Below are 19,478 nucleotides of genomic sequence, written 5' to 3'. Positions count from 1 at the left end.
TATCTAACTTAAAATTTTTATAGCTATGAAAAATATCCTTTTTAAATCTGTTCTAGTATTAGTGCTAATAAGTTTAGCGTCTTGCAGTAGTGATGACGATACAACAGATAATTCAGCAGAACTAAATCAAGTCGTTGGAGAATGGCAAATGTATAGGACAGAAAATCTTGAAGCTGTCATTGACCAATGGACAGGAACAGAATGGACTTATGTTGATCAATGGTTTAAAAGTGTTTTGGATGATTCCGAAATACTAATAACATTTAATAATGATGGTACATTTACCGAGTTTTATGCAACTGTTGAAACTGCTAACGGAACTTGGCAAAATTTAGAAGATGGACGTTATAGTTATAATTACACCTTAGAGGTAGATAATACCAATGAAGTCCTAGTTGGAACTCGATTAATTACAGTACACTGTGATAATACCTTTTCTGTAATTACAGAAGGTGACGAGAGAAACATAGCTTATTACAGAACTAGAAACACGACAGAATGTAGTGACTTGATTACTTATAATCTAGAATAATTAATAGTTTTATAAATATTACCTAAACTAATAATATAATAGCAAGCAGAATTAAAACTCAGTTTGCTATTATTTTTTTGTTATTAATTTATTCTAAATTGCAACATGAAATTATTTATCAAACTATTTATTATTCTATTTATTATAGATATAGCTTTAGGTTTTTCTATAAGTTATCTATCAGAACACGTCTTGCAACCCAATAGTATTGTAATACGTTTAATTGATGAAGCTATTTCGTTTCCATTAACCTTATTTAATCGCTTGTTTCCAGAACAGGGCATTTATAGATCAAGCACAAACTCGTTTTGGTTGGTTGTAATAGTTAACGCATTAATGCAAGCCTTAATAGTGTTTATAGTTATTAAATTAATAAAAAAAGCACGCGCTTAGTTATGGTTTGTAATCTAAAATAACGGTAAAGACTCAAACTGAGCAATTAAAAACAATTTACCACACGCTCTAGCGTCTGACAAAGCATCATGATGCTTTAAAGGAATATTGTGCACTTTACAACAAGCATCTAATTTAGCAGGTTTATAACCTTTACTACGATATAGTTTTAAAGTACATTCCCAACGCTGTTCCATGACCAAATCAGCATGCGGAATATTATAATCGCTCATCGTTTTTAGTAAAACCGTTCTGTCAAAAGACTCATTGTGAGCTACAGTTGTAATTCCCGAAATTCTTTTTTTAATCTCAGGATAAATAGCTTTGAAGTTAGGCGAAAACCTAGTGTCATCCTCTGTAATACCATGTACTTGTATGTTATGGTAATTGTATTCGTTTTTTGGAGGTTGTATTAAAGCATGAAACTCTTCAATAATTTCGCCATCTTTAAACGTCACAATTCCAACTGAGCAAATATGATGGCTTTTAGCAGTTTCAAAATCTATTGCAGCAAAGGTCATGTATTAGGTTTTGTGTAAAGTTAAATTATATAATTTAATTTATTTACTCAAAGCTTTTAAAATGCGTTCTTCATTAATGACAATGTCTCTAAATAACACATGAGGGAACTCTTTATATTTGGATGTTTTAAAAAAGTCGAAGATATTAGATAAAGTAGAAGCTGTAATCAATGATAAATTCATTTCAGTATCCATTTCACAATCTGTAACAAAATCATCACTAAACTCAGGAGCGACAAGTAATATTTTGACAATTCTTAAATTATTTTTAAGAGCTAAATTTTGATAAGATTTAAGTTGTCTAGAAACAGAGCTAAATTTATTGTATCCTCTTTCTTTACTGGTTTTACATTCAACTATAATGATTTCGTCATTACCTAAGTTTAAAAGAATATCCATCATATCCTTTTTGGTATTCAATTTATTTTTGAAAATATCATCTGCATTAAAACCTAAACTAGTGAACATTGTTTTAGTTAATTCTTCAAATTTTTGACCTAATTCACTTTCCTTAATAATAATTCCATTTTCTTTCAATAAGTTTAAGTTTCTATAGGCTACATTTTCATAATTTTCTAAATATAAATTTTCGACATCTTTGTAATGTTCTAAAATATTTAAAATGTCATCTCCTCGCTGTTTAACTCCATTATCTTTAATAAACTTAGTCAAATCATCTTTGACAATTAAATCTAAAATGTCTCTAGGTTTAATATTATAATCTAATAAAAAGTCTGCTTTTAAAACATACTCTTCTTGTAATTCAAATTGATCCTTTATTTGTTTATTTAATTTAGGTAATGACTGATTTAACTCTGATAATAACTTATCAAATCCATCTAACGAAATACCAACTTTTTCATCACGTTCAACATTATCAAAATATTCGATTAAACTGCTTATTTTTTCATCCAAAGTGCTTCCTTTTAAACTACTTATATTTAAACCTTTTTCACACAGTTCGTTTAAGGTTTTTTTCTTTTCGGTTAAGGTACTTCCTGTTTTGTAAATCCCTTCTAAAAGTAGATTTGTAAAAGAGACGCCTTCTTTAATTATTTCTTCAATTTTTTCAGAGTAATTAAGCTTTCTATCGATATTATGGTCTTTACAAATTTGATTTATGATTGGTTCTCTTAATAATTTTAATGTTCTTCTGTAAAATTTTTCGCCAACTTCTTTTTCTCTTATATTTCTTAATATTCTGACCATTTCATCAGCAACATAAATAGTGTTTTCTTTATTTGAAAAAAAGATAACACCAATATTTTTCAACCCTTTAATTACATCTTGTATATCAAGCTTTTTGATTGGTAGAATAGAGTAATTTATTAATTTAATTTCTTCTTGAGAAAGTCCAAGTTGTTTTGAAAGTGTCAGTATGATTGAAAGTTCATCCGAAGAAACTTTTGCTTCTCTATTATTAGCTATGTCATTATTATACGCTGTATGTAAACAGGATTTGTAGATTTTGTAATCTCTTTTTCTAAGAATACTCAATTCAGATTTATCATCTTCAAAATCTGCATTTAATCCTTTAATTTTAGTTTTTAATTGCTTGACTTCAGTTTCGTAAAGACGGGAAAACCAATCTTGTTTCATTATACAGTTACCATCTCTAATAATTATATCAATTAAAATATCTAATTGAGAAGTGATTTCTTGAAATTCACATTTAATATATTCTTGAAATTCATTTTCAGTTAATGCAAAAATCTTCGATATATTTTGATTGTCTACAGATTTTAACCCTTTGTCTGTAGAACTTAGAATTGTGTTAATCTCTTTTATTTGCTTAGGATTTTTAGATATAATGGTATCTATTATCTTAATAAACGAGTTCTTTTCTATCGAACCCATTTTGTCTAATATGTTTTCTAATTTCATAATTATGGTAACTGAGGTTAAAACTTTACTTTCTTATCTCAAAACAAAGCTTTTTTTACCAAAAAAGATTACGGGAAACCGTAACCTCATTTAACCTTATCTTAAAGTATAAACTTACAACTATAAGCTATTATATAAAATACGTAGAACTACGTAAATTACACCCATTACAATTCAGCCTACAAAAATAACAGTTGGGTGATTCTCTTTTTTAAAAGATGGGTTTATACAAGATATTTGTCCTGTAACAATAAAACACTTTAAAATGTATAAACTAGCCATTATTATAGCATTATTAGTATCAAGTATGCTACAAGCACAAACCACTTATGAAAGCGGAATGAACAAAGCATTTGAGCTTTGGAAACAAGGTGAAATCGCGCAAGCCTCAAATATGTTTGAGCGTATTGCAACTGCTGAAACAGACAATTGGTTGCCATCCTATTATGCAGCACAAGTATTAATCTTGGATGGATTTTCTAAACTAAAGCAAAAGGATGTTTTAGAGGCTCAGTTAAAAAAAGCACAGGGTTTTGTGGATGATGCCAAAGCAATATCTAAAGATAATCCCGAAATTATGGTATTACAAGCCATGTTACATATGGTTTATGTGGTTAGCGATGGTGCGACGTATGGTATGACCTTGTCAGGTAAAATTAATGCACTATACGCACAAGCTTATAAATTAGCTCCTGATAATCCAAGGGTTATGTTAAGTAAGGCAGAATGGGATATGGGAACTGCCAAGTATTTTGGAAAAGATACCAAGCCATTTTGTGAGCAAATAGAAAAATCTCTGCAACTTTTTGCTAACTTTAAACCAGAAACAGCTTTTGATCCAAATTGGGGACAAGAGCGTGCAGAACAATTAACTAAAGATTGTAACGAATAATAATGTCAAAATTTATAAAAGAATTAGGTAAAGCATTTATAGTAGGTGTACTTGTGTTTTTTGTAAGAATCGTGATTATGTATCTTAACGGTTCTACTATACAAGCCAATCAAGAGTTACTATTAGATTTTATTTATAATCAAATGTATGCTGTAGTGTTGCACTTGTCCAATGCTTATTTTGTGACTTATATGTTGCAAAAGCATAAAGACAATCTGTTTAAACTTAAAAACTTAATTCTTGCTGCTTTAGCTTCCATTGTAATCTCTGTTGTTGCAATATTCTTTTTAAGATTATTTATTAATGTTGTCATATATGGTGGAGCGTTAATGGACTTTTTAAAAGAAGATAAGTTAGTGTATTATTGGTTTTCGTTAACTATAGCTATTACAGTAACTGCTGGATATTACATCTTTTTTTACTTAAAACATTTACAAGAAAATAAAGTAAAAGAACAAAAAGTAATTGCAGGTACTGCAAGCGCAAAGTTTGATGCATTAAAAAACCAATTGGATCCTCATTTTTTGTTTAATAGCTTAAATGTATTAACTAGTTTAATTGAAGAAAACCCAAATAGCGCTCAAAAGTTTACCACTAGTTTATCTAAGGTTTACCGTTACGTTTTAGAGCAAAAAAACAAAGAATTAGTAACCGTTGATGAAGAGTTGCAATTTGCTAAAACCTATATGTCTTTGCTTAAAATGCGATTTGAAGACAGTATTATTTTTGATATACCAGATCAAGCTAAGGATGCAGAAAGTAAAGTCGTACCACTAGCATTGCAGCTATTGCTAGAAAATGCAGTAAAACATAATATTGTAACTAGCAGTAAACCGTTACATATTAAAATTTATGAAACCGATCAAAACCTAGTTGTAGAAAACAATTTACAACCTAAACAAATAGTAAAAAAGAGTAGTGGTGTAGGATTAGAAAACATCAAACAACGCTACCAATTATTAACCAATAAACGCGTAAGTATTAGCCAGAATACAGCTAGTTTTTTAGTGGCAATACCTATGCTAAGTAAAGAAGTATCAGTTATGAAACCAATACCAAAACAACAATTAGACGACTCTTATGTAAGAGCACGTAAACATGTGGAAGAGTTAAAAGAATTTTATTACAACCTAATTTCATATTGTATAGTCATCCCATTTTTAATATTTATAAACTATAAAACCAGTTGGGATTATAAATGGTTTTTCTTTCCAATGTTTGGTTGGGCAGTTGGACTATCATTTCATGCTTATAAAGTCTTTGTAAACGATGGTGTGTTAGGTAAATCTTGGGAAGACAAAAAGATTAAAAAGTTTATGGAAGAAGATAACCAACAACGTTGGAGCTAAAATATATTACAATGAAAAATGATATTGATACGTATTTAGAAGAAAACCAACAGGCTAGATATGAAAAAGAAGAAGCTTACTTAAGAGCAAAGAAAAAAGTAGAAAAAATTGTTGGCTTTTATTGGCATTTTGCAATCTACATTGTGGTTAATATTTTTATAATGTTACTAATATATAAGCAATCTGGGCAACCGTTTTTAAGTATGGCTGTTTGGTCTACTCCAATATTTTGGGGAATAGGTTTAATATTTCATTTTTTAGGTGTTTTTGGGACAGATTATTTGTTTGGTAAAAACTGGGAACAACGTAAAATTGAAAAATACATGAACAAAGAAAAAGAAAATAAACGTTGGGAATAACTAGTTATTAATCATCATACAACACTTAATATCAACTAACCAACCAAATTATAGTACCAATGAAAGTGATAATTATTGAAGACGAAAAACCATCTGCAAGACGTTTAAAACGTATGCTAGAAAGTATTGATATTACTACCGAAACGATGTTGCATTCCGTAGAAGAAGCTATCCAATGGTTTAATACCAATCCACATCCTGATTTAATATTTTTAGACATACAGCTTAGCGATGGGTTGTCTTTTGAAATCTTTGATCAAGTTGAGGTAAAGTCGGCTATTATTTTTACAACTGCTTATGACGAATATGCTTTGCAAGCGTTTAAGTTAAACAGTATTGATTACTTATTAAAACCTATTGATGATGAGGATTTAGAAACTGCTGTTGCAAAATATAAAACTAGGCTTCCGCAGAAAACTAACATCGCCTTAGATTTTGAGGATATCAAAAAACTATTAGTTAATCCAATTGATAGGGTTTACAAAAAACGATTTTCTGTTAAAGTAGGACAACATTTAAAATTGGTAAACATTGATGATGTCGAATGCTTTTACAGCGAAAACAAAGGAACCTATTTATACACGACTGAAGGTCGAAATTACCTTTTAGACACAACCCTTGAAGCTTTAGAAAACGAACTAGAACCAGAAACCTTTTTTAGAATAAATCGAAAATTTTATATAAACATTAATGCTATTAAAGACATTATAAGCTATACCAATTCGCGTTTACAAATTAAACTTAATAACTTTAATGAAGATGAGGTTATTGTAGCCAGAGAGCGTGTAAAGGATTTTAAAGATTGGTTGGAGTAGTGGTTACTCTTCTTCATCTTCAATCCTATTATCATCAAAAGCACTTGGTAGTAATTTAGGGATAAATTTAACGACTAAAGGCAACAGTAGTGCACCACCAGGTAATATAAAAATAGCTAAACTAGGTATAGATTTAAAAACATCTAAAAGCTGGTCTTGCACTTTTTTTTGTTCGTCCTTAGTTAAATCTCTTACTGTAGACTGTGTTAATAAAATTAGCAACTCTTTACTTTCTAAAAGTTCTTGGGTTAGTTTTTTGCTATTGCGTTTAATTAACTTTAATACCATGTTGGTAGAGTTGTCATAAAACGTTTTTACAATATTTTTAGAGCCTAAAAGCGGAACTTTTTCTCGGTAGTTTTTGTAAAAGTCTTCAATAGTTTTTGAAGCTTCATCTGTTTGATGCTGTGTTAGGTTAAGTTTTTCGCCTAAAGTATTTAAAAACGATTCTTCTTCATTATCTAATTTAGCATCAGTCCATGTAGCCATAGCAGCTAAATCCAAACAGTAGCGTGCAAATAAATTGGTGTCCACTAAGTTGGTAGCTTCACTAAATAATAATACACTATCGCGTTGGTAACGTAAAGATTGCTCAAATAGGTTGATTAAACTTTTATCGTAATCGGATTTTACTTTTTTACTATGTAAGGTGTTTAAAACTATACTTTCTATAATAGCTTCATATTGTTTAATAACATCATCATCAACTGTTCCCGTTTTTAAATAAGTTCTAAAAGCTAATACGTCAACAAATAACAAAGCATTAGTTATAAAGTAATTAAAACTTTTGTCTATTAGGTTGTCGTCAATTTGGACACGTTTATTTATAATACGTTCTGCCTGATCTTTTACATCCTTTGATCCAATAATGCCTTGTAAAAAGGAGACTCTTTCTTTATTAATCGTATTATAAAAATTGGCAACTTCGGTATAAAAATCGTTAGCTGTATTATGGTTTGTGTAGGCAATAAGTAAGGCAATAACCAAATTTATTTTACAAATTTCGTCAGAACTATAATCTTTGTTTTTAATCCAATTATTTACTACAGTTACATTACTTCCATATATAAAACCGCAATCTCTAAAGTGTCTGTAATACACTTCTAAGTCGTTGTCTTTAAAGAGCTCATAAGGTTTTAGCTCGTTTATAAGTTTTTTAATCCAGCCTGAAGCAGATGGGTTCATGGTTCTATTTAATTATGGTGCCAAAGATACTTTTTTAAAATTATTTTATGTCTTTTTTTCTCTTTTACAGAAAATTTATAAAACCAACATTACAAAAGTTGCGTAAGTGTCTGCGAGAACCAAAAATATTAATTAACAAAAAATCTCAAAAACATTATGAAAAATTTCAAATTTATTTTAGGAGTAGGTGTATTTGCAGCAGCAAGTTTCTTCTTCTTATCAGCGGATCACATTGATGCTCCAGCTGTACAAGGTGGTACAAGTGATATCACAGATTTTTACGCTTTTCAGGGAGAAAACACAGACAACTTAGTATTTGTTGCCAATGTACAAGGTCTTTTAAGTCCAGCAGCAACAGGAAGTGCTAGTTTTGACGAAAACGTAATGATTGAATTTAACATTGACAACACTGGAGACAATGTTGAAGATTTAGTAATTCAAGCTTTACCAAGAGATGGTAAAATGTACTTTTTTGGACCAGTTGCTCCAGGTACAACAGGATTAAGTAGTACAGTTATTGGATCAGGACCACAAACAATAGTAGATATTACATCTTACGGTACGTCTCCAATAGTGCAAACTACAGCAGGAATTTCAGCTTTTGCAGGACCAAGAGATGACCCATTTTTCTTCGATTTTAATCAGTACACTGCAATTATTGGTGGTACAGCTTCAGGATTTAATAATCCAGGAACAGACACATTTGCTGGAACTAATGTAATGTCAATTGTAGTTGAGGTGCCAAAATCTATGATTGGTGGATCAGGAACAATTAATACTTGGGTAGAATCTAAGTCTAAATAATAACAAACTTTTAAAACTTACAAATTATGAAAAATTTAAAAAATATATTTACTGTGCTTCTTGTAACCTTAGTAGCCTTTAATTGCTCCAATGATGACGATGCTGCTGTGGTAGGACCAACAGGACCTTCTGGACCTGACTTTACAGGTGTTTACACTCAACAAGATCAAATGGGACGTCCTGCTGTAAATACAGTATTTGTGTCTTCAGGATCTAAAGATATGTTTAACACAACAGTACCAAGTAGCCAAAATGCAGCATTCCAAAGTATGTTTGAGACTAACTTAACAGGATTAAGTCCAGCTTATGCTAACCCAGGAGATGCAAATGCATTAGGTTTAGATGCACCATCTTTTACAGGTTTACTTGCAACAGATGTGCTTAATGTGTCTTTAGACGGAACAACAACTTTTTATGATGGTACAAATGTTTTAACAGGACGTACTTTAGCAGATGATGTTATTACTGTAGAATTATTATTAATCTTTGGTGGTGAGGATTTTAGCGAAAACCCAACACTATCTAATGATAATGTAGATGCAAATGATAAAGCATTTTCTACATCTTTCCCTTATTTAGCGTCTCCTTGGTAGACTAGATTTAACCTAGGGTATTTTATGGAATACTCTAGGTTTTATTTTCGCCAATTCCCTTTTCAAACAAACAAAACAACTAAACAACATTATTATGAACACTAAACTATACATGCTGCTACTTGTTATAATTATAGCAACTAGTTGTTCAGAAAAAACAAAAACAATTACTAATCCAGATGATTATAATCAGTTTTTAACTCTAGATAGTAATACAGAAACCGTTAATGCAACGTCAGAATATAATTTTTGGACTAAAAAATTAGAGGCTGCTCCAAATCAATTCTCTTACCTATCTCAAATTGCAGGAGCAGAGTCAAGATTGTTTAAATCTACAGGAAACATCAAACATTTAAAATCTGCAGAGCAATCACTAATTACATTAAACGAACAAACACAATATAATTCGGCTGGTCATTTAAGAGCCTTAGCACGTAATTATATTTCACAACACAAATTTAAGCAAGCTTTAGAATTGCTTAAAAAAGCTGAAGAAAATGGTCAAAATCTTGAGGGTACAAAAAAAATGCTTTTTGATGTCCATATGGAGTTAGGAGATTTTGACATAGCAAAAAATTATCTAGAGGACGTTAAAGATTTAAACGATTTTGGATACCTAATTAGATTGTCTAAATGGAGTGATCATAAAGGCGATTTGGCTTCGGCAATTAATTATTTGGAGCGTGCAACTTTAAAAGCAGAGTCTTCTAAATTGGATGATTTAATGGAATGGTCTTATACTAACCTTGCTGATTTTTATGGTCATGATGGTCAAATAGAAAATTCGTATAACTACTATTTAAAAGCTTTAGCATTAAATCCTAATGATGCTTATGCCAAAAAGGGTATCGCTTGGATTGTATATTCTCACGAAAAAAATGCTTCAGAAGCAAACCGTATTTTAGATGCTATCTCACAGTTACATAATGCACCAGATTATTTGCTTTTTAAAGCAGAAATTGCAGAATACCAGAATAATATAGACGCTAAAAATAAGTATTTAGCTAGTTATTTTGAAGCTATTGATAATAAGGATTATGGCGATATGTATAATGTGTATTCTTCAAAAATATTAGCAGATACTAAAAGTGAAAAAGCAATTGCTTTAGCTAAAATTGAAGTAGAAAATAGACCAACACCATTGTCATACGATCTATTAGCATGGAGTTATTATAATAATGGTAATGTTAAAAAAGCTTTAAAAATAGCAGAGCAGTACGTTTTAGGATATACTTTTGAACCTGAAGTACAATACCATATTGCAGCAATATATAAAGCAAATGGTAAATTAAAAGAAGTTGCTGAGCTTAAAAAAGAATTACAAGAAAGTAGTTATGAGCTAGGACCACTAACAACCAAAATAGTTAACCAATTATAGTAGTAATAATGAAAAAAATAGTCGCTTATTTAACCTTATTAAGTCTCGCTTTTACAGTACATGCACAAACAGTTAAAGGTTATGTTATGGATAATAACCAACCTTTAGAAACTGCTTATGTGTATAATCAAACCTCAAAAGAACACGCACATACCAATCAATTTGGACAGTTTGTAATCAATAAAACAAAAGTAGGTGATAGCCTAATGGTTGGTTTATTAGGATATCAAAAGAAAACACTTGTTTTAACGCAATCTCTTTTAGACAATACATTTACAATAAATTTAGAGGCTAAAGCATTTGTGTTAGACGAGTTAGTTTTGTCAGAGCCAATAGATGTAATGAATAGTATGATTAAAATAGATTTGGCAACAAGTCCAATTAACTCATCACAAGAAATTTTAAGAAAAGTACCAGGTTTAATCATTGGTCAACACGCAGGTGGTGGTAAAGCAGAACAAATATTTTTAAGAGGTTTTGATGTCGACCATGGTACAGATGTTGGTTTGTCAGTAGATGGTATGCCTGTTAACATGGTATCTCACGCACATGGTCAAGGCTATAGTGACTTACATTTTTTAATCCCAGAAACTATAAACACCATCAATTTTGGTAAAGGTCCATATTATGCAAATCATGGTGATTTTAATACTGCTGGATTTGTAGACTTTAAAACAAAAGATAAGTTAGAGGATAATCTAGTTAGTTTTTCAGCAGGTCAATTTAATTCGTTAAGAACTTTAGGGATGTTTAATCTTCTAGAAAACAAAACTTCTCAAAACGCATATGTTGCTGTAGAGTATATTGAGACTGATGGACCTTTTGAATCACCTCAAAATTTTGATAGATTAAATATTGTAAGTAAGTATAATGCCTATTTAAATAATGACTCTAAAATAGGAGTAACCCTTAGTCACTTTACAAGTCAATGGGATGCTTCAGGTCAAATTCCTCAGCGATTAGTAGATAACGGAACGCTTTCTAATTTTGGAGCTGTGGACGATACAGAAGGTGGTAACACCAATCGTACTAACCTTAATGTGCAATACAGCACAATATTAGATAATGACGTGTCTATGCAGACTAATGCATTTTACTCAAACTACAATTTTGAGTTATATTCTAACTTCACTTTCTTTTTAGAAGACCCAATAAATGGCGATCAAATAAAGCAAAAAGAAGCACGTAATATTTTTGGATTTAATACACAGTTCAAAAAAAATAAAAACTACAATACTTTTGATGTAACTTATAATTCTGGTGTTGGTTTAAGATATGACGATGTTAGTGGTATCGAGTTATCACATACATTAAATAGAAAACAAACCTTAGAAAACATTCAATTAGGTAATGTTAATCAACGTAATTTATATGGTTTTTTTAATGCTGAAATTGATTTAGGTAAAGTTAAAATTACACCAGCTTTACGTCTAGAATATATTAAGTTTCAGTACCAAGACCAATTAAGTCCAACATACTCTAACCTTACTGATAGTGAAGTCGCTATTTTACCAAAATTAAGTATTGAGTATAATCAAAATAATAATGTGCAATGGTTTGTTAAATCCGGAATTGGATTTCACTCAAACGATTCTAGAGTGGTTTTAAATCAAGAAATAGATAACGCTTTACCAAAAGCTTATGGATTAGATTTAGGAAACATTTGGAAACCAACAGAAAAGTTAGTCATTAATACAGCTTTATGGTATTTGTTTTCTGAAGAAGAATTTGTTTACGTTGGAGATGCAGGAATTATTGAGCCTAGCGGAAAATCTGAACGTTATGGAGTAGATTTTGGAGTTAGATATCAATTAACAGATAATATTTACTTTAATACAGATGCTACACTTACCAGAGCAAGAAGTTTGGAAGAAGACAACGGAAACGATTATATACCATTAGCACCAGATTTTACATTAGTAGGAGGTTTATCTTTTAAAGATTTAAATAATTTTTCAGGAGGAATTAACTACAGATACGTAGATGATAGACCTGCAAATGAAGATAATAGTGTACAAGCAGAAGGCTATTTTGTAACAGATTTAAATGTGAATTATGCATTTAATAAACACTGGAAATTAGGTGTTAGTATTGAAAATGTGTTAGATACAGATTGGAAAGAAACTCAATTTTTAACCGAGTCAAGATTACAAAATGAAGTTGATCCAGTGGAAGAGATTCACTTTACACCTGGAACACCTTTTAACTTTAAAACAACATTAAGTTACACGTTTTAAAAATAAATAAAACCTTACTCATTAAAATTACGTAAGTATAGTTGCAATCAGTTTAAGGGAAACAATTAATTGCACAACTAACATTAATTTAAATGCTATGAAAAAGTAAGGTTTGTTTTTTGTTAGTTTGTTTTGAAAGAGTTTGATAATTTATTATCAAACTCTTTCTTTTTTTATCCTGTTTATAATTTACATAAATAGACCTTTTAGTTTATAGTATTATGAAGTATTTATTACTAACTACTAGAGTATAAGTTTACTCAATTCACTATTAAAAGCAATAGATCATGCATAAGCTTTAAGCAATGTTACTTAGACATAAAATTATCACATCAAAGCTTTGTATTTAATCATTGTAATTAGGCGCTTATATTGGGTATCTAAAATCACAAAAGCTTCTATTTGTTTACTTATGTTTCATTAGATTATTATTTATAAGCAAATGGCTATTATTTTGTAAATAACAAACAAGCTCAAGTGCATGATACTGTATAAATTAGTTTGATATAGTAAAGCAAAAAAAAAGACACCTAATAGGTGTCTTTTTTGTAAGTGATTTATAATCTTATAAGGATGCCAAAGCACCTAAAGTATATAACTGCTCTAATGTTGGAGAAGGACTTCCTCCAGCTGGCTCTAATGTTATACCAAATGCTTGTGATTGATTAGCATTTTTAAGTTTAAAAATCTTATTGTCGTCTTTTATAAAATCGTCAATAGTACCTAAACTAGTTGGTGTTAGAGGGTTTAAAGTTAAAGACCAGACTTGGTATACTTTACCTTCTGGAGGCTCTGGTAAACCTTGTAAGTCTAAATAGACTGTGTCATCTTTTTTGTCCCAATACACGTTAGCAAAAGCTCCAGGAGCTGCAGCTTGACCTTCTAATGGTATATTAATAATGCTCTTATCTCTAATTATATTTAATAAGTTTTTAGTTTCTGCTAAATCTGTTTTAGAAGTTTCCATTTGGATTTCTAAAAAGTCTTTTTCAGTATTAACCGTTTGTATTTGGTTTTCTAAATCAGATTTTTGATTTATTGTCCAAATTAATCCACCTGCTAAAACAACAGCAGCTGCCCAACCAGAATAATTTAACCATTGGGTTTTAGGTCTGTTTAAACTAATAACCTTACTATCTGTATTGTTGTTTAATCTACCTTTTATAGTATTAAAAGCGATATCTTTTTTTGGAGAGATACTTGCAGTTAATTTAACTATAGCAGCCTCTATCTCTAAAACTTCTTTTAGGACTTCGGGATGTTTCAACATTAAATCATATACTTCACTACTTTCTTTTTCAGAAAGCTGTCCAGCAACGTACAGTTCTAATATTCCTGAGTTTATATAGTCGTTAATGTTCATATTATAGTACAGCTTCTCTTAATTCTTTTATACAATTTCTATTCCTAGTCTTAATCGTCCCAATTGGCATGTCTAACTCTTCTGAGGCTTCTTTTTGAGTAAACCCTTTAAAGTATAATAGCTCAATCACTTCAATGCACTTTTTAGCTAATTTATCTACAAATTTCTTGATGCCTATAGCATCAGTACTATCGTCTAAACTATCATGCGACTGGATAATATCTACGAAAAAATCAGAGTTAAGGTTTTTACCCGAGTTTTTAAAGGACTTAGACCTAGTTTTATCTATTGCTGCATTTCTAGCTATATTTATTAGCCAAGTAAAGAAACGACCTTTTTTAACGTCGTAACTATCGGCTTTATGCCAAGCTTTGATAAATACATCTTGCATGATTTCTTCTGCAATGTCATTATCTCTAACTATATTATAAATTACACCATGCATACTATCTTTGTACATATCGTATAATTTTTCAAAAGCCTTTTCGTCTTTCTTCTTAAATTGTACTACTAAATTGTCTATATCCATATAAAAATATCTTGAACTAAAGTATAATAAAAAACATAAAAAAATCGCTTAAAAGCGATTTTTTTTAATCTATTCCTATTGTGGATTACTTAATGATCCCTCCACAACTTACACGTCCACCAGCATCTCCTGTTGGTTGTGTTGTAAAGTCATCTGTACCAGCATGTACAATTATTGCTTTACCTAATATGTCTTTGTTCTCGTCACCACATCCAATACACCACTCATCTGTTTTTAGCATTATTGTAGCATGACCATTAGCGTCTGCTTGTAAATTACCAATGTCGCCTTTATGGTATCCAGCTTTACTTCCCCATTTTCCGTGAGGTGCTCCTGTTGGGTTCCAGTGTCCACCTGTAGATTTCCCGTCATCCGAAGAGCAATCTGCTTTTTCATGAATATGGATAGCGTGTATTCCTGGCTCTAAACCACTAAGCATTGCAGTAAATTTAATTTGGTCATCTTCTTCTGTAAACACAGCATTACCTGTAACATTACTTCCGCTTTTAGATTCTAATTTTAGTTTAACCTTTTTTGCAGTTTCGGCTTCGGTTTTTTCAGTTTCAGGTTGTGTTTTATCTTCTTTACAGCTTATAAATACTCCAAAAGTTAACACTAATAGTAGTAATGATATTTTTTTCATTTTCATTTTATTTAGATTTTTAAGTTAAGTAGCTCTGTCCAACTGCTTTTTTACTAATATAATAAAATACTATTAGTTTTTTCTTAAAAAAGTGTTGATTTCTATTGAAACGTCTTCCCATGTTTTACTAACACCATCTGCACCTTTATGTAAATCAAAACAAACTTTATTTAAAATACTTAAAGCACCTAAGGCATCCCAATCTTTTAATTGCATTGTCGCAGACATGGCTACACGTCTTTCATCTGTGATTTTTACTTCTAAAGGTAAGTCGTTAGTGACGCCATTCATGGTAATAGAAGCAATGTATTTGTTATCTATATGTTTAATCGTTCCTTTTATAAATTCAGGATTTAACATCTCTCCAAAAAATGAAGTTTTTAACTTTAAATCTCTAGCGTCGTTGTCTGTAAATAAACCACTAATTGGAATAGAAAAGTTTAAATTGTTTAATGCTTCCTGTGGAGAATCTCCTGCTTTTTCATCAAAATTTAAAGTGACAAACTGTCCACCAACAGGAACTTTTTCAGTCGTTTTGTAAGCAGTCCATTTTACTGTTGTTCCTTCTGGTTTTACAACAAATTTTTCAGTTTTTGCTACAGACTCAGTTGTTTCTTTTTTAGTATCAGAATTTTTAGTGTCGTCCTTACAACTTACAGCAAAAACAAGAGATAATGCCAATACTAATTTTGTTATTTTTTTCATTTTAAAATTTATTTTTTTCGTAATTATTATAATGTTAGGTACATAATTTTGCTGTTGTAATTTACAAACAATTAATCTAAACTAAAGGTTTTAATTTCATCTATACCTTTGGTCATATTAATTTTAATAATGCTTTGATAATAGGGTTTAAAGTTGGTGTTAAAAAAGGTATTGGTTTTATCTAATGCTAATTTTAAATCTTCTTTAGCATGTTGTAATAAGGTGGTTTCTGTACTAGTTAAACCATTTTGTCTTGTTGCAATATACCAAGAGGCAGTACCTATTCTGTTATTTACACTAACATCTAAAGTTTTAGTTATCCCTTGGCGTTTATCTTGTTTGCCAATGTAAATATCTAATAATTCATCAATTTGTTTAATTATGTCTTTGGATGCTTTTATTTCATCTTTATATTTTTCTTTATCTAAATCCGTTAACTCCGTTTTATATTTTTCAGCTAACTTTTTATTTTCAGCTAATTGCCTAGTGGCATCAGCAGCTATTTGACGAATATTTTCAATCTCTTTTAAAGCAGCATAGACAGCATCTGTATTTTTGGTAGATACATCTAGTCTTGGATCTGACGCTACAGTAATCATGGTTTCTGATGTTTGGTCACCATATTCTAAAATAGCTTTGTAGTTGCCTGGTTTTACATCTACACCTCCAGATTCTCTAGAGCTTTTTCTAACGGTTCTAGATGGTCTGTCGCCACCTTTTTCGTCCATATACCAAGTCCATTTATGTAATCCTTTATCTTCTGGAACTTTACGTTTTAAGGTTCTAATTAACTTATCTCCATTGTATATTTTTAATGAAATAGAATCCCATTTAATTTCATTTTTATCGTCATCAGTATCAGAATCAGTTGCTTTATCATTGTCTTCCTCTTTTTTATCTTCTTTTGAAGCTTTTACAGGAGTAACCAAGTACGTAAATTGTGCACCACGACCTCTGTTATCTCCATTAAACATAGCATCTGCACCAAATCGGCTTCCTGTTGGTTGTTGGTAAGCTGCTTGATATGCAATAGGAGGAGAGAATAGGGTTATTTTACTATCTATAACGTGTTTGTTTTTTGCTATAGCACGTAAAGGTCTAATATCGTCCAAAACCCAAGCAGCACGTCCAAAAGTCCCAATTACTAAATCATGCTCTCTAGGATGTATTACTAAGTCTTTTACAGAAACAGTAGGGAAGCCTTCCGTCCATTTAGTCCAATTATTACCTGCGTTTATAGATACGTATAAACCATCATCTGTACCTAAAAATAGTAAGTTTGGTTCTTCTAAATCTTCAATAATTGATAAGGTGTAACTTTTAACATCGTTTTCGTCTACAATACGCTCCCATGTTTTACCGTAGTTAGTTGTTTTATAAGCGTAAGGTGTGTAGTTAAAACGTCTGTAATCATTCGCGATAAGCAAAGCTTCACCTTTATTTTTATTACTAGCTTTTATTTGTGCAATCCAACTGCCTTTAGGTAATCCTTTTAGATTATTTGACACGTCGTTATAGCTTTGTCCTCCATTTGTGGTAACATGCACGCGACCATCATCTGTACCAACCCAAAAGACATTTTTTTCTGCAGGAGAAGGTTCTATTACTAAAATAGTACAGTGGTTTTCTGCTCCTGTTGCATCCATAGTTAAGCCACCACTTTCATGTTGTTTTAATTTTTCAGGATCGTTAGTAGTTAAATCAGGTGAGATGACTGTCCAAGTTAATCCTTTGTCTGTAGATTTATGTACAAACTGACTTCCAAAATAAATAGTATTATTGCTAAAAGGGTCAATGTTTATTGCGCTATTCCAATTAAATCTCAAGGTAACATCTTTATTTGGATGTGTTGGTTGTATAGTATAATTATTACCTGTTTGCCAATCATATCTGCTAACAGAGCCTTGTTGACTCATGGTCCAACCGTAACGCGAATTGTCTTTATCAGGTACCACATCAAAACCATCTCCAAAGCTAATCTCTTGCCAATAGCTGTTGCGTATACCTTGTGCACGCCAAACATAAGCAGGACCTCTCCATGACCCATTATCTTGCATACCTCCATACACATTATATGGATACTCGTTATCTACATTAATATGGTAAAATTGAGCAACAGGAAGGTTACCAACAAAACGCCAGTTTTTACCACCATCTTTAGTAATGTTTAATCCACCATCATTACCATCAATCATAAAATTACCATTGGTAGGATGTATCCACCAAGCATGATGGTCAGGATGCACTCCATTGTTTGCACCATAAGCAGGCATTAACTGTGTAAAGTTTTTACCACCATCTTCACTAACATTAATATAGGTGTAAACTGAATATACTCTGTTTTCGTTTTGTGGATCGACATATATTTCAGAATAATAAAAAGGTCTATTTCCAATGTCGCTTTTTTCATTTATTTTTTTCCATTTAAACCCACCATCATCACTTCTGTATAGTGCATTTTTTTTAGCTTCGACTAAAGCATAAATAATATTTGGTTTATTAGCAGCTATTGCGACACCAATTCGCCCTAATTCCCCTTTAGGGAAGCCTTCTTTTTCTGTAACTTTAGTCCAATTTTCTCCACCATCATGTGTGATATGTAATCCAGAACCTATTCCTCCAGATTTAAAAAACCAAGGCTCACGTTTATGCTCCCAAAGTGTAGCAATTAATTTGTTTGGATTAGTAGGATCCATAACTAGGTCTGCAGCTCCTGTTTTGTTATTAGCAAATAATATTTTTTTCCATGATTTACCTCCATCTGTAGTTTTAAAAATACCACGTTCTGGATGTTCTCCCCATGGACTACCAATAGCAGCAGCATACACTATATTAGGGTTTGTAGGATCTATAACCACACGATGTATGTGTCTGGTGTTTTCTAAACCCATTAGTTTCCAAGTTTTTCCTGCGTCTAAAGATTTATAAATTCCATAACCACCATTTAGACTATTTCTTGGGTTACCTTCTCCAGTACCTACCCAAATCACACTTGGATTAGATTGTTGTATAGCAACAGCACCAACAGATGCTGTGACTTCTTTTTCAAAAATAGGTTCCCAATTTATACCTCCAGAAGTAGATTTCCATAAACCACCAGAAGCAGTACCAACATACATAATATCCGGATTAGCGTGAACAGCATCTATTGCTGTGACACGACCAGACATTCCGCCTGGACCAATGTTTCTTGGTTTCATGTTTTTAACTAAATCCATAGAGAATTCTTGCGAAAATGCTGTAATAGAGAAGAGTAATAAAAGTAGAATGGATAATTTTTTCATTTTTGGTCGATT

The 19,478-nt window shown here is 31.2% G+C and carries 18 protein-coding genes; 10 read left to right on the top strand and 8 right to left on the bottom strand.

Translation table 11 applies throughout. The annotated features are described in order from the left end of the window. Positions 1 to 25 precede the first annotated feature (25 nt). Together V6251_RS03615 and V6251_RS03610 are read left to right on the top strand one after the other, a co-directional pair. Positions 26 to 532, top strand: a complete 507-nt coding sequence (locus V6251_RS03615) for a hypothetical protein (RefSeq protein WP_341587071.1) — start codon at positions 26 to 28, stop codon at positions 530 to 532. 105 nt (positions 533 to 637) lie between these two features. Next, positions 638 to 925, top strand: coding sequence for a hypothetical protein (locus V6251_RS03610; RefSeq protein ID WP_341587070.1), 288 nt, complete (start codon positions 638 to 640; stop codon positions 923 to 925). 14 nt (positions 926 to 939) lie between these two features. Here V6251_RS03610 and V6251_RS03605 read toward each other — a convergent pair whose 3' ends face one another. Continuing rightward, the gene (locus V6251_RS03605; protein ID WP_341587069.1) at positions 940 to 1,446 is read right to left on the bottom strand and encodes a 3'-5' exonuclease; all 507 of its coding nucleotides are present in this window, start codon (positions 1,444 to 1,446) and stop codon (positions 940 to 942) included. 39 nt (positions 1,447 to 1,485) lie between these two features. Next, entirely contained in the window at positions 1,486 to 3,330 is a 1,845-nt protein-coding gene (locus V6251_RS03600; RefSeq protein ID WP_341587068.1) for a hypothetical protein, read from the bottom strand. A 265-nt stretch (positions 3,331 to 3,595) separates the two neighbouring features. On the opposite strand from V6251_RS03600, the gene V6251_RS03595 reads away from it, so the two are divergent. The 4 genes from V6251_RS03595 to V6251_RS03580 are packed head-to-tail and all read left to right on the top strand — an operon-like array spanning position 3,596 to position 6,745. Then, positions 3,596 to 4,222 carry a hypothetical protein gene (locus V6251_RS03595; protein WP_341587067.1) on the top strand — a complete coding sequence of 209 codons (627 nt, stop codon included), beginning with the start codon at positions 3,596 to 3,598 and terminating at the stop codon, positions 4,220 to 4,222. A 2-nt stretch (positions 4,223 to 4,224) separates the two neighbouring features. Further along, complete coding sequence (locus tag V6251_RS03590; protein WP_341587066.1) at positions 4,225 to 5,571, top strand: 2TM domain-containing protein; 1,347 nt, start codon at positions 4,225 to 4,227, stop codon at positions 5,569 to 5,571. A gap of 11 nt (positions 5,572 to 5,582) precedes the next feature. Next, the gene (locus V6251_RS03585; RefSeq protein ID WP_028281701.1) at positions 5,583 to 5,930 is read left to right on the top strand and encodes a 2TM domain-containing protein; all 348 of its coding nucleotides are present in this window, start codon (positions 5,583 to 5,585) and stop codon (positions 5,928 to 5,930) included. A gap of 59 nt (positions 5,931 to 5,989) precedes the next feature. Continuing rightward, positions 5,990 to 6,745: a LytR/AlgR family response regulator transcription factor gene (locus V6251_RS03580; RefSeq protein WP_341587065.1), complete on the top strand. Its 756-nt coding sequence runs from the start codon at positions 5,990 to 5,992 to the stop codon at positions 6,743 to 6,745. Between the two features lie 3 nt (positions 6,746 to 6,748). On the opposite strand, the gene V6251_RS03575 is transcribed toward V6251_RS03580, so the two are convergent. Continuing rightward, complete coding sequence (locus V6251_RS03575) at positions 6,749 to 7,930, bottom strand: LETM1-related biofilm-associated protein (RefSeq protein ID WP_341587064.1); 1,182 nt, start codon at positions 7,928 to 7,930, stop codon at positions 6,749 to 6,751. A 156-nt stretch (positions 7,931 to 8,086) separates the two neighbouring features. Here V6251_RS03575 and V6251_RS03570 point away from each other — a divergent pair, with 156 nt between their 5' ends. From V6251_RS03570 to V6251_RS03555, 4 genes are all read left to right on the top strand, one after another. Beyond that, complete coding sequence (locus V6251_RS03570) at positions 8,087 to 8,734, top strand: DUF4331 family protein (RefSeq protein WP_292946424.1); 648 nt, start codon at positions 8,087 to 8,089, stop codon at positions 8,732 to 8,734. A 26-nt stretch (positions 8,735 to 8,760) separates the two neighbouring features. Next, positions 8,761 to 9,327, top strand: coding sequence for a DUF4331 family protein (locus V6251_RS03565; RefSeq protein WP_145002223.1), 567 nt, complete (start codon positions 8,761 to 8,763; stop codon positions 9,325 to 9,327). A 94-nt stretch (positions 9,328 to 9,421) separates the two neighbouring features. After that, a complete protein-coding gene (locus V6251_RS03560; RefSeq protein ID WP_341587063.1) occupies positions 9,422 to 10,705 on the top strand; it encodes a tetratricopeptide repeat protein in 1,284 nt (427 codons plus the stop codon). A gap of 8 nt (positions 10,706 to 10,713) precedes the next feature. Continuing rightward, complete coding sequence (locus V6251_RS03555; RefSeq protein WP_341587062.1) at positions 10,714 to 12,942, top strand: TonB-dependent receptor; 2,229 nt, start codon at positions 10,714 to 10,716, stop codon at positions 12,940 to 12,942. 565 nt (positions 12,943 to 13,507) lie between these two features. On the opposite strand, the gene V6251_RS03550 is transcribed toward V6251_RS03555, so the two are convergent. The 5 genes from V6251_RS03550 to V6251_RS03530 form a co-directional block, all read right to left on the bottom strand. Beyond that, positions 13,508 to 14,305, bottom strand: coding sequence for an anti-sigma factor (locus tag V6251_RS03550; protein ID WP_341587061.1), 798 nt, complete (start codon positions 14,303 to 14,305; stop codon positions 13,508 to 13,510). Between the two features lies 1 nt (position 14,306). Continuing rightward, positions 14,307 to 14,834 (bottom strand): RNA polymerase sigma factor, encoded by a 528-nt coding sequence (locus V6251_RS03545; RefSeq protein ID WP_292946439.1) that lies wholly within the window; start codon positions 14,832 to 14,834, stop codon positions 14,307 to 14,309. 85 nt (positions 14,835 to 14,919) lie between these two features. Next, a complete protein-coding gene (locus V6251_RS03540; protein WP_292946442.1) occupies positions 14,920 to 15,477 on the bottom strand; it encodes a superoxide dismutase family protein in 558 nt (185 codons plus the stop codon). Positions 15,478 to 15,549: 72 nt separating this feature from the next. After that, positions 15,550 to 16,182, bottom strand: coding sequence for a YceI family protein (locus V6251_RS03535; RefSeq protein WP_341587060.1), 633 nt, complete (start codon positions 16,180 to 16,182; stop codon positions 15,550 to 15,552). Between the two features lie 71 nt (positions 16,183 to 16,253). Further along, positions 16,254 to 19,466, bottom strand: coding sequence for a VPS10 domain-containing protein (locus V6251_RS03530; protein ID WP_341587059.1), 3,213 nt, complete (start codon positions 19,464 to 19,466; stop codon positions 16,254 to 16,256). Positions 19,467 to 19,478 lie beyond the last annotated feature (12 nt).

Source organism: Olleya sp. Ti.3.14 (assembly GCF_038154885.1).
Classification (GTDB): domain Bacteria; phylum Bacteroidota; class Bacteroidia; order Flavobacteriales; family Flavobacteriaceae; genus Olleya.
The sequence above is the reverse complement of the archived record's forward strand: the minus strand, read 5'-3'. Positions and strand labels throughout refer to the sequence as shown.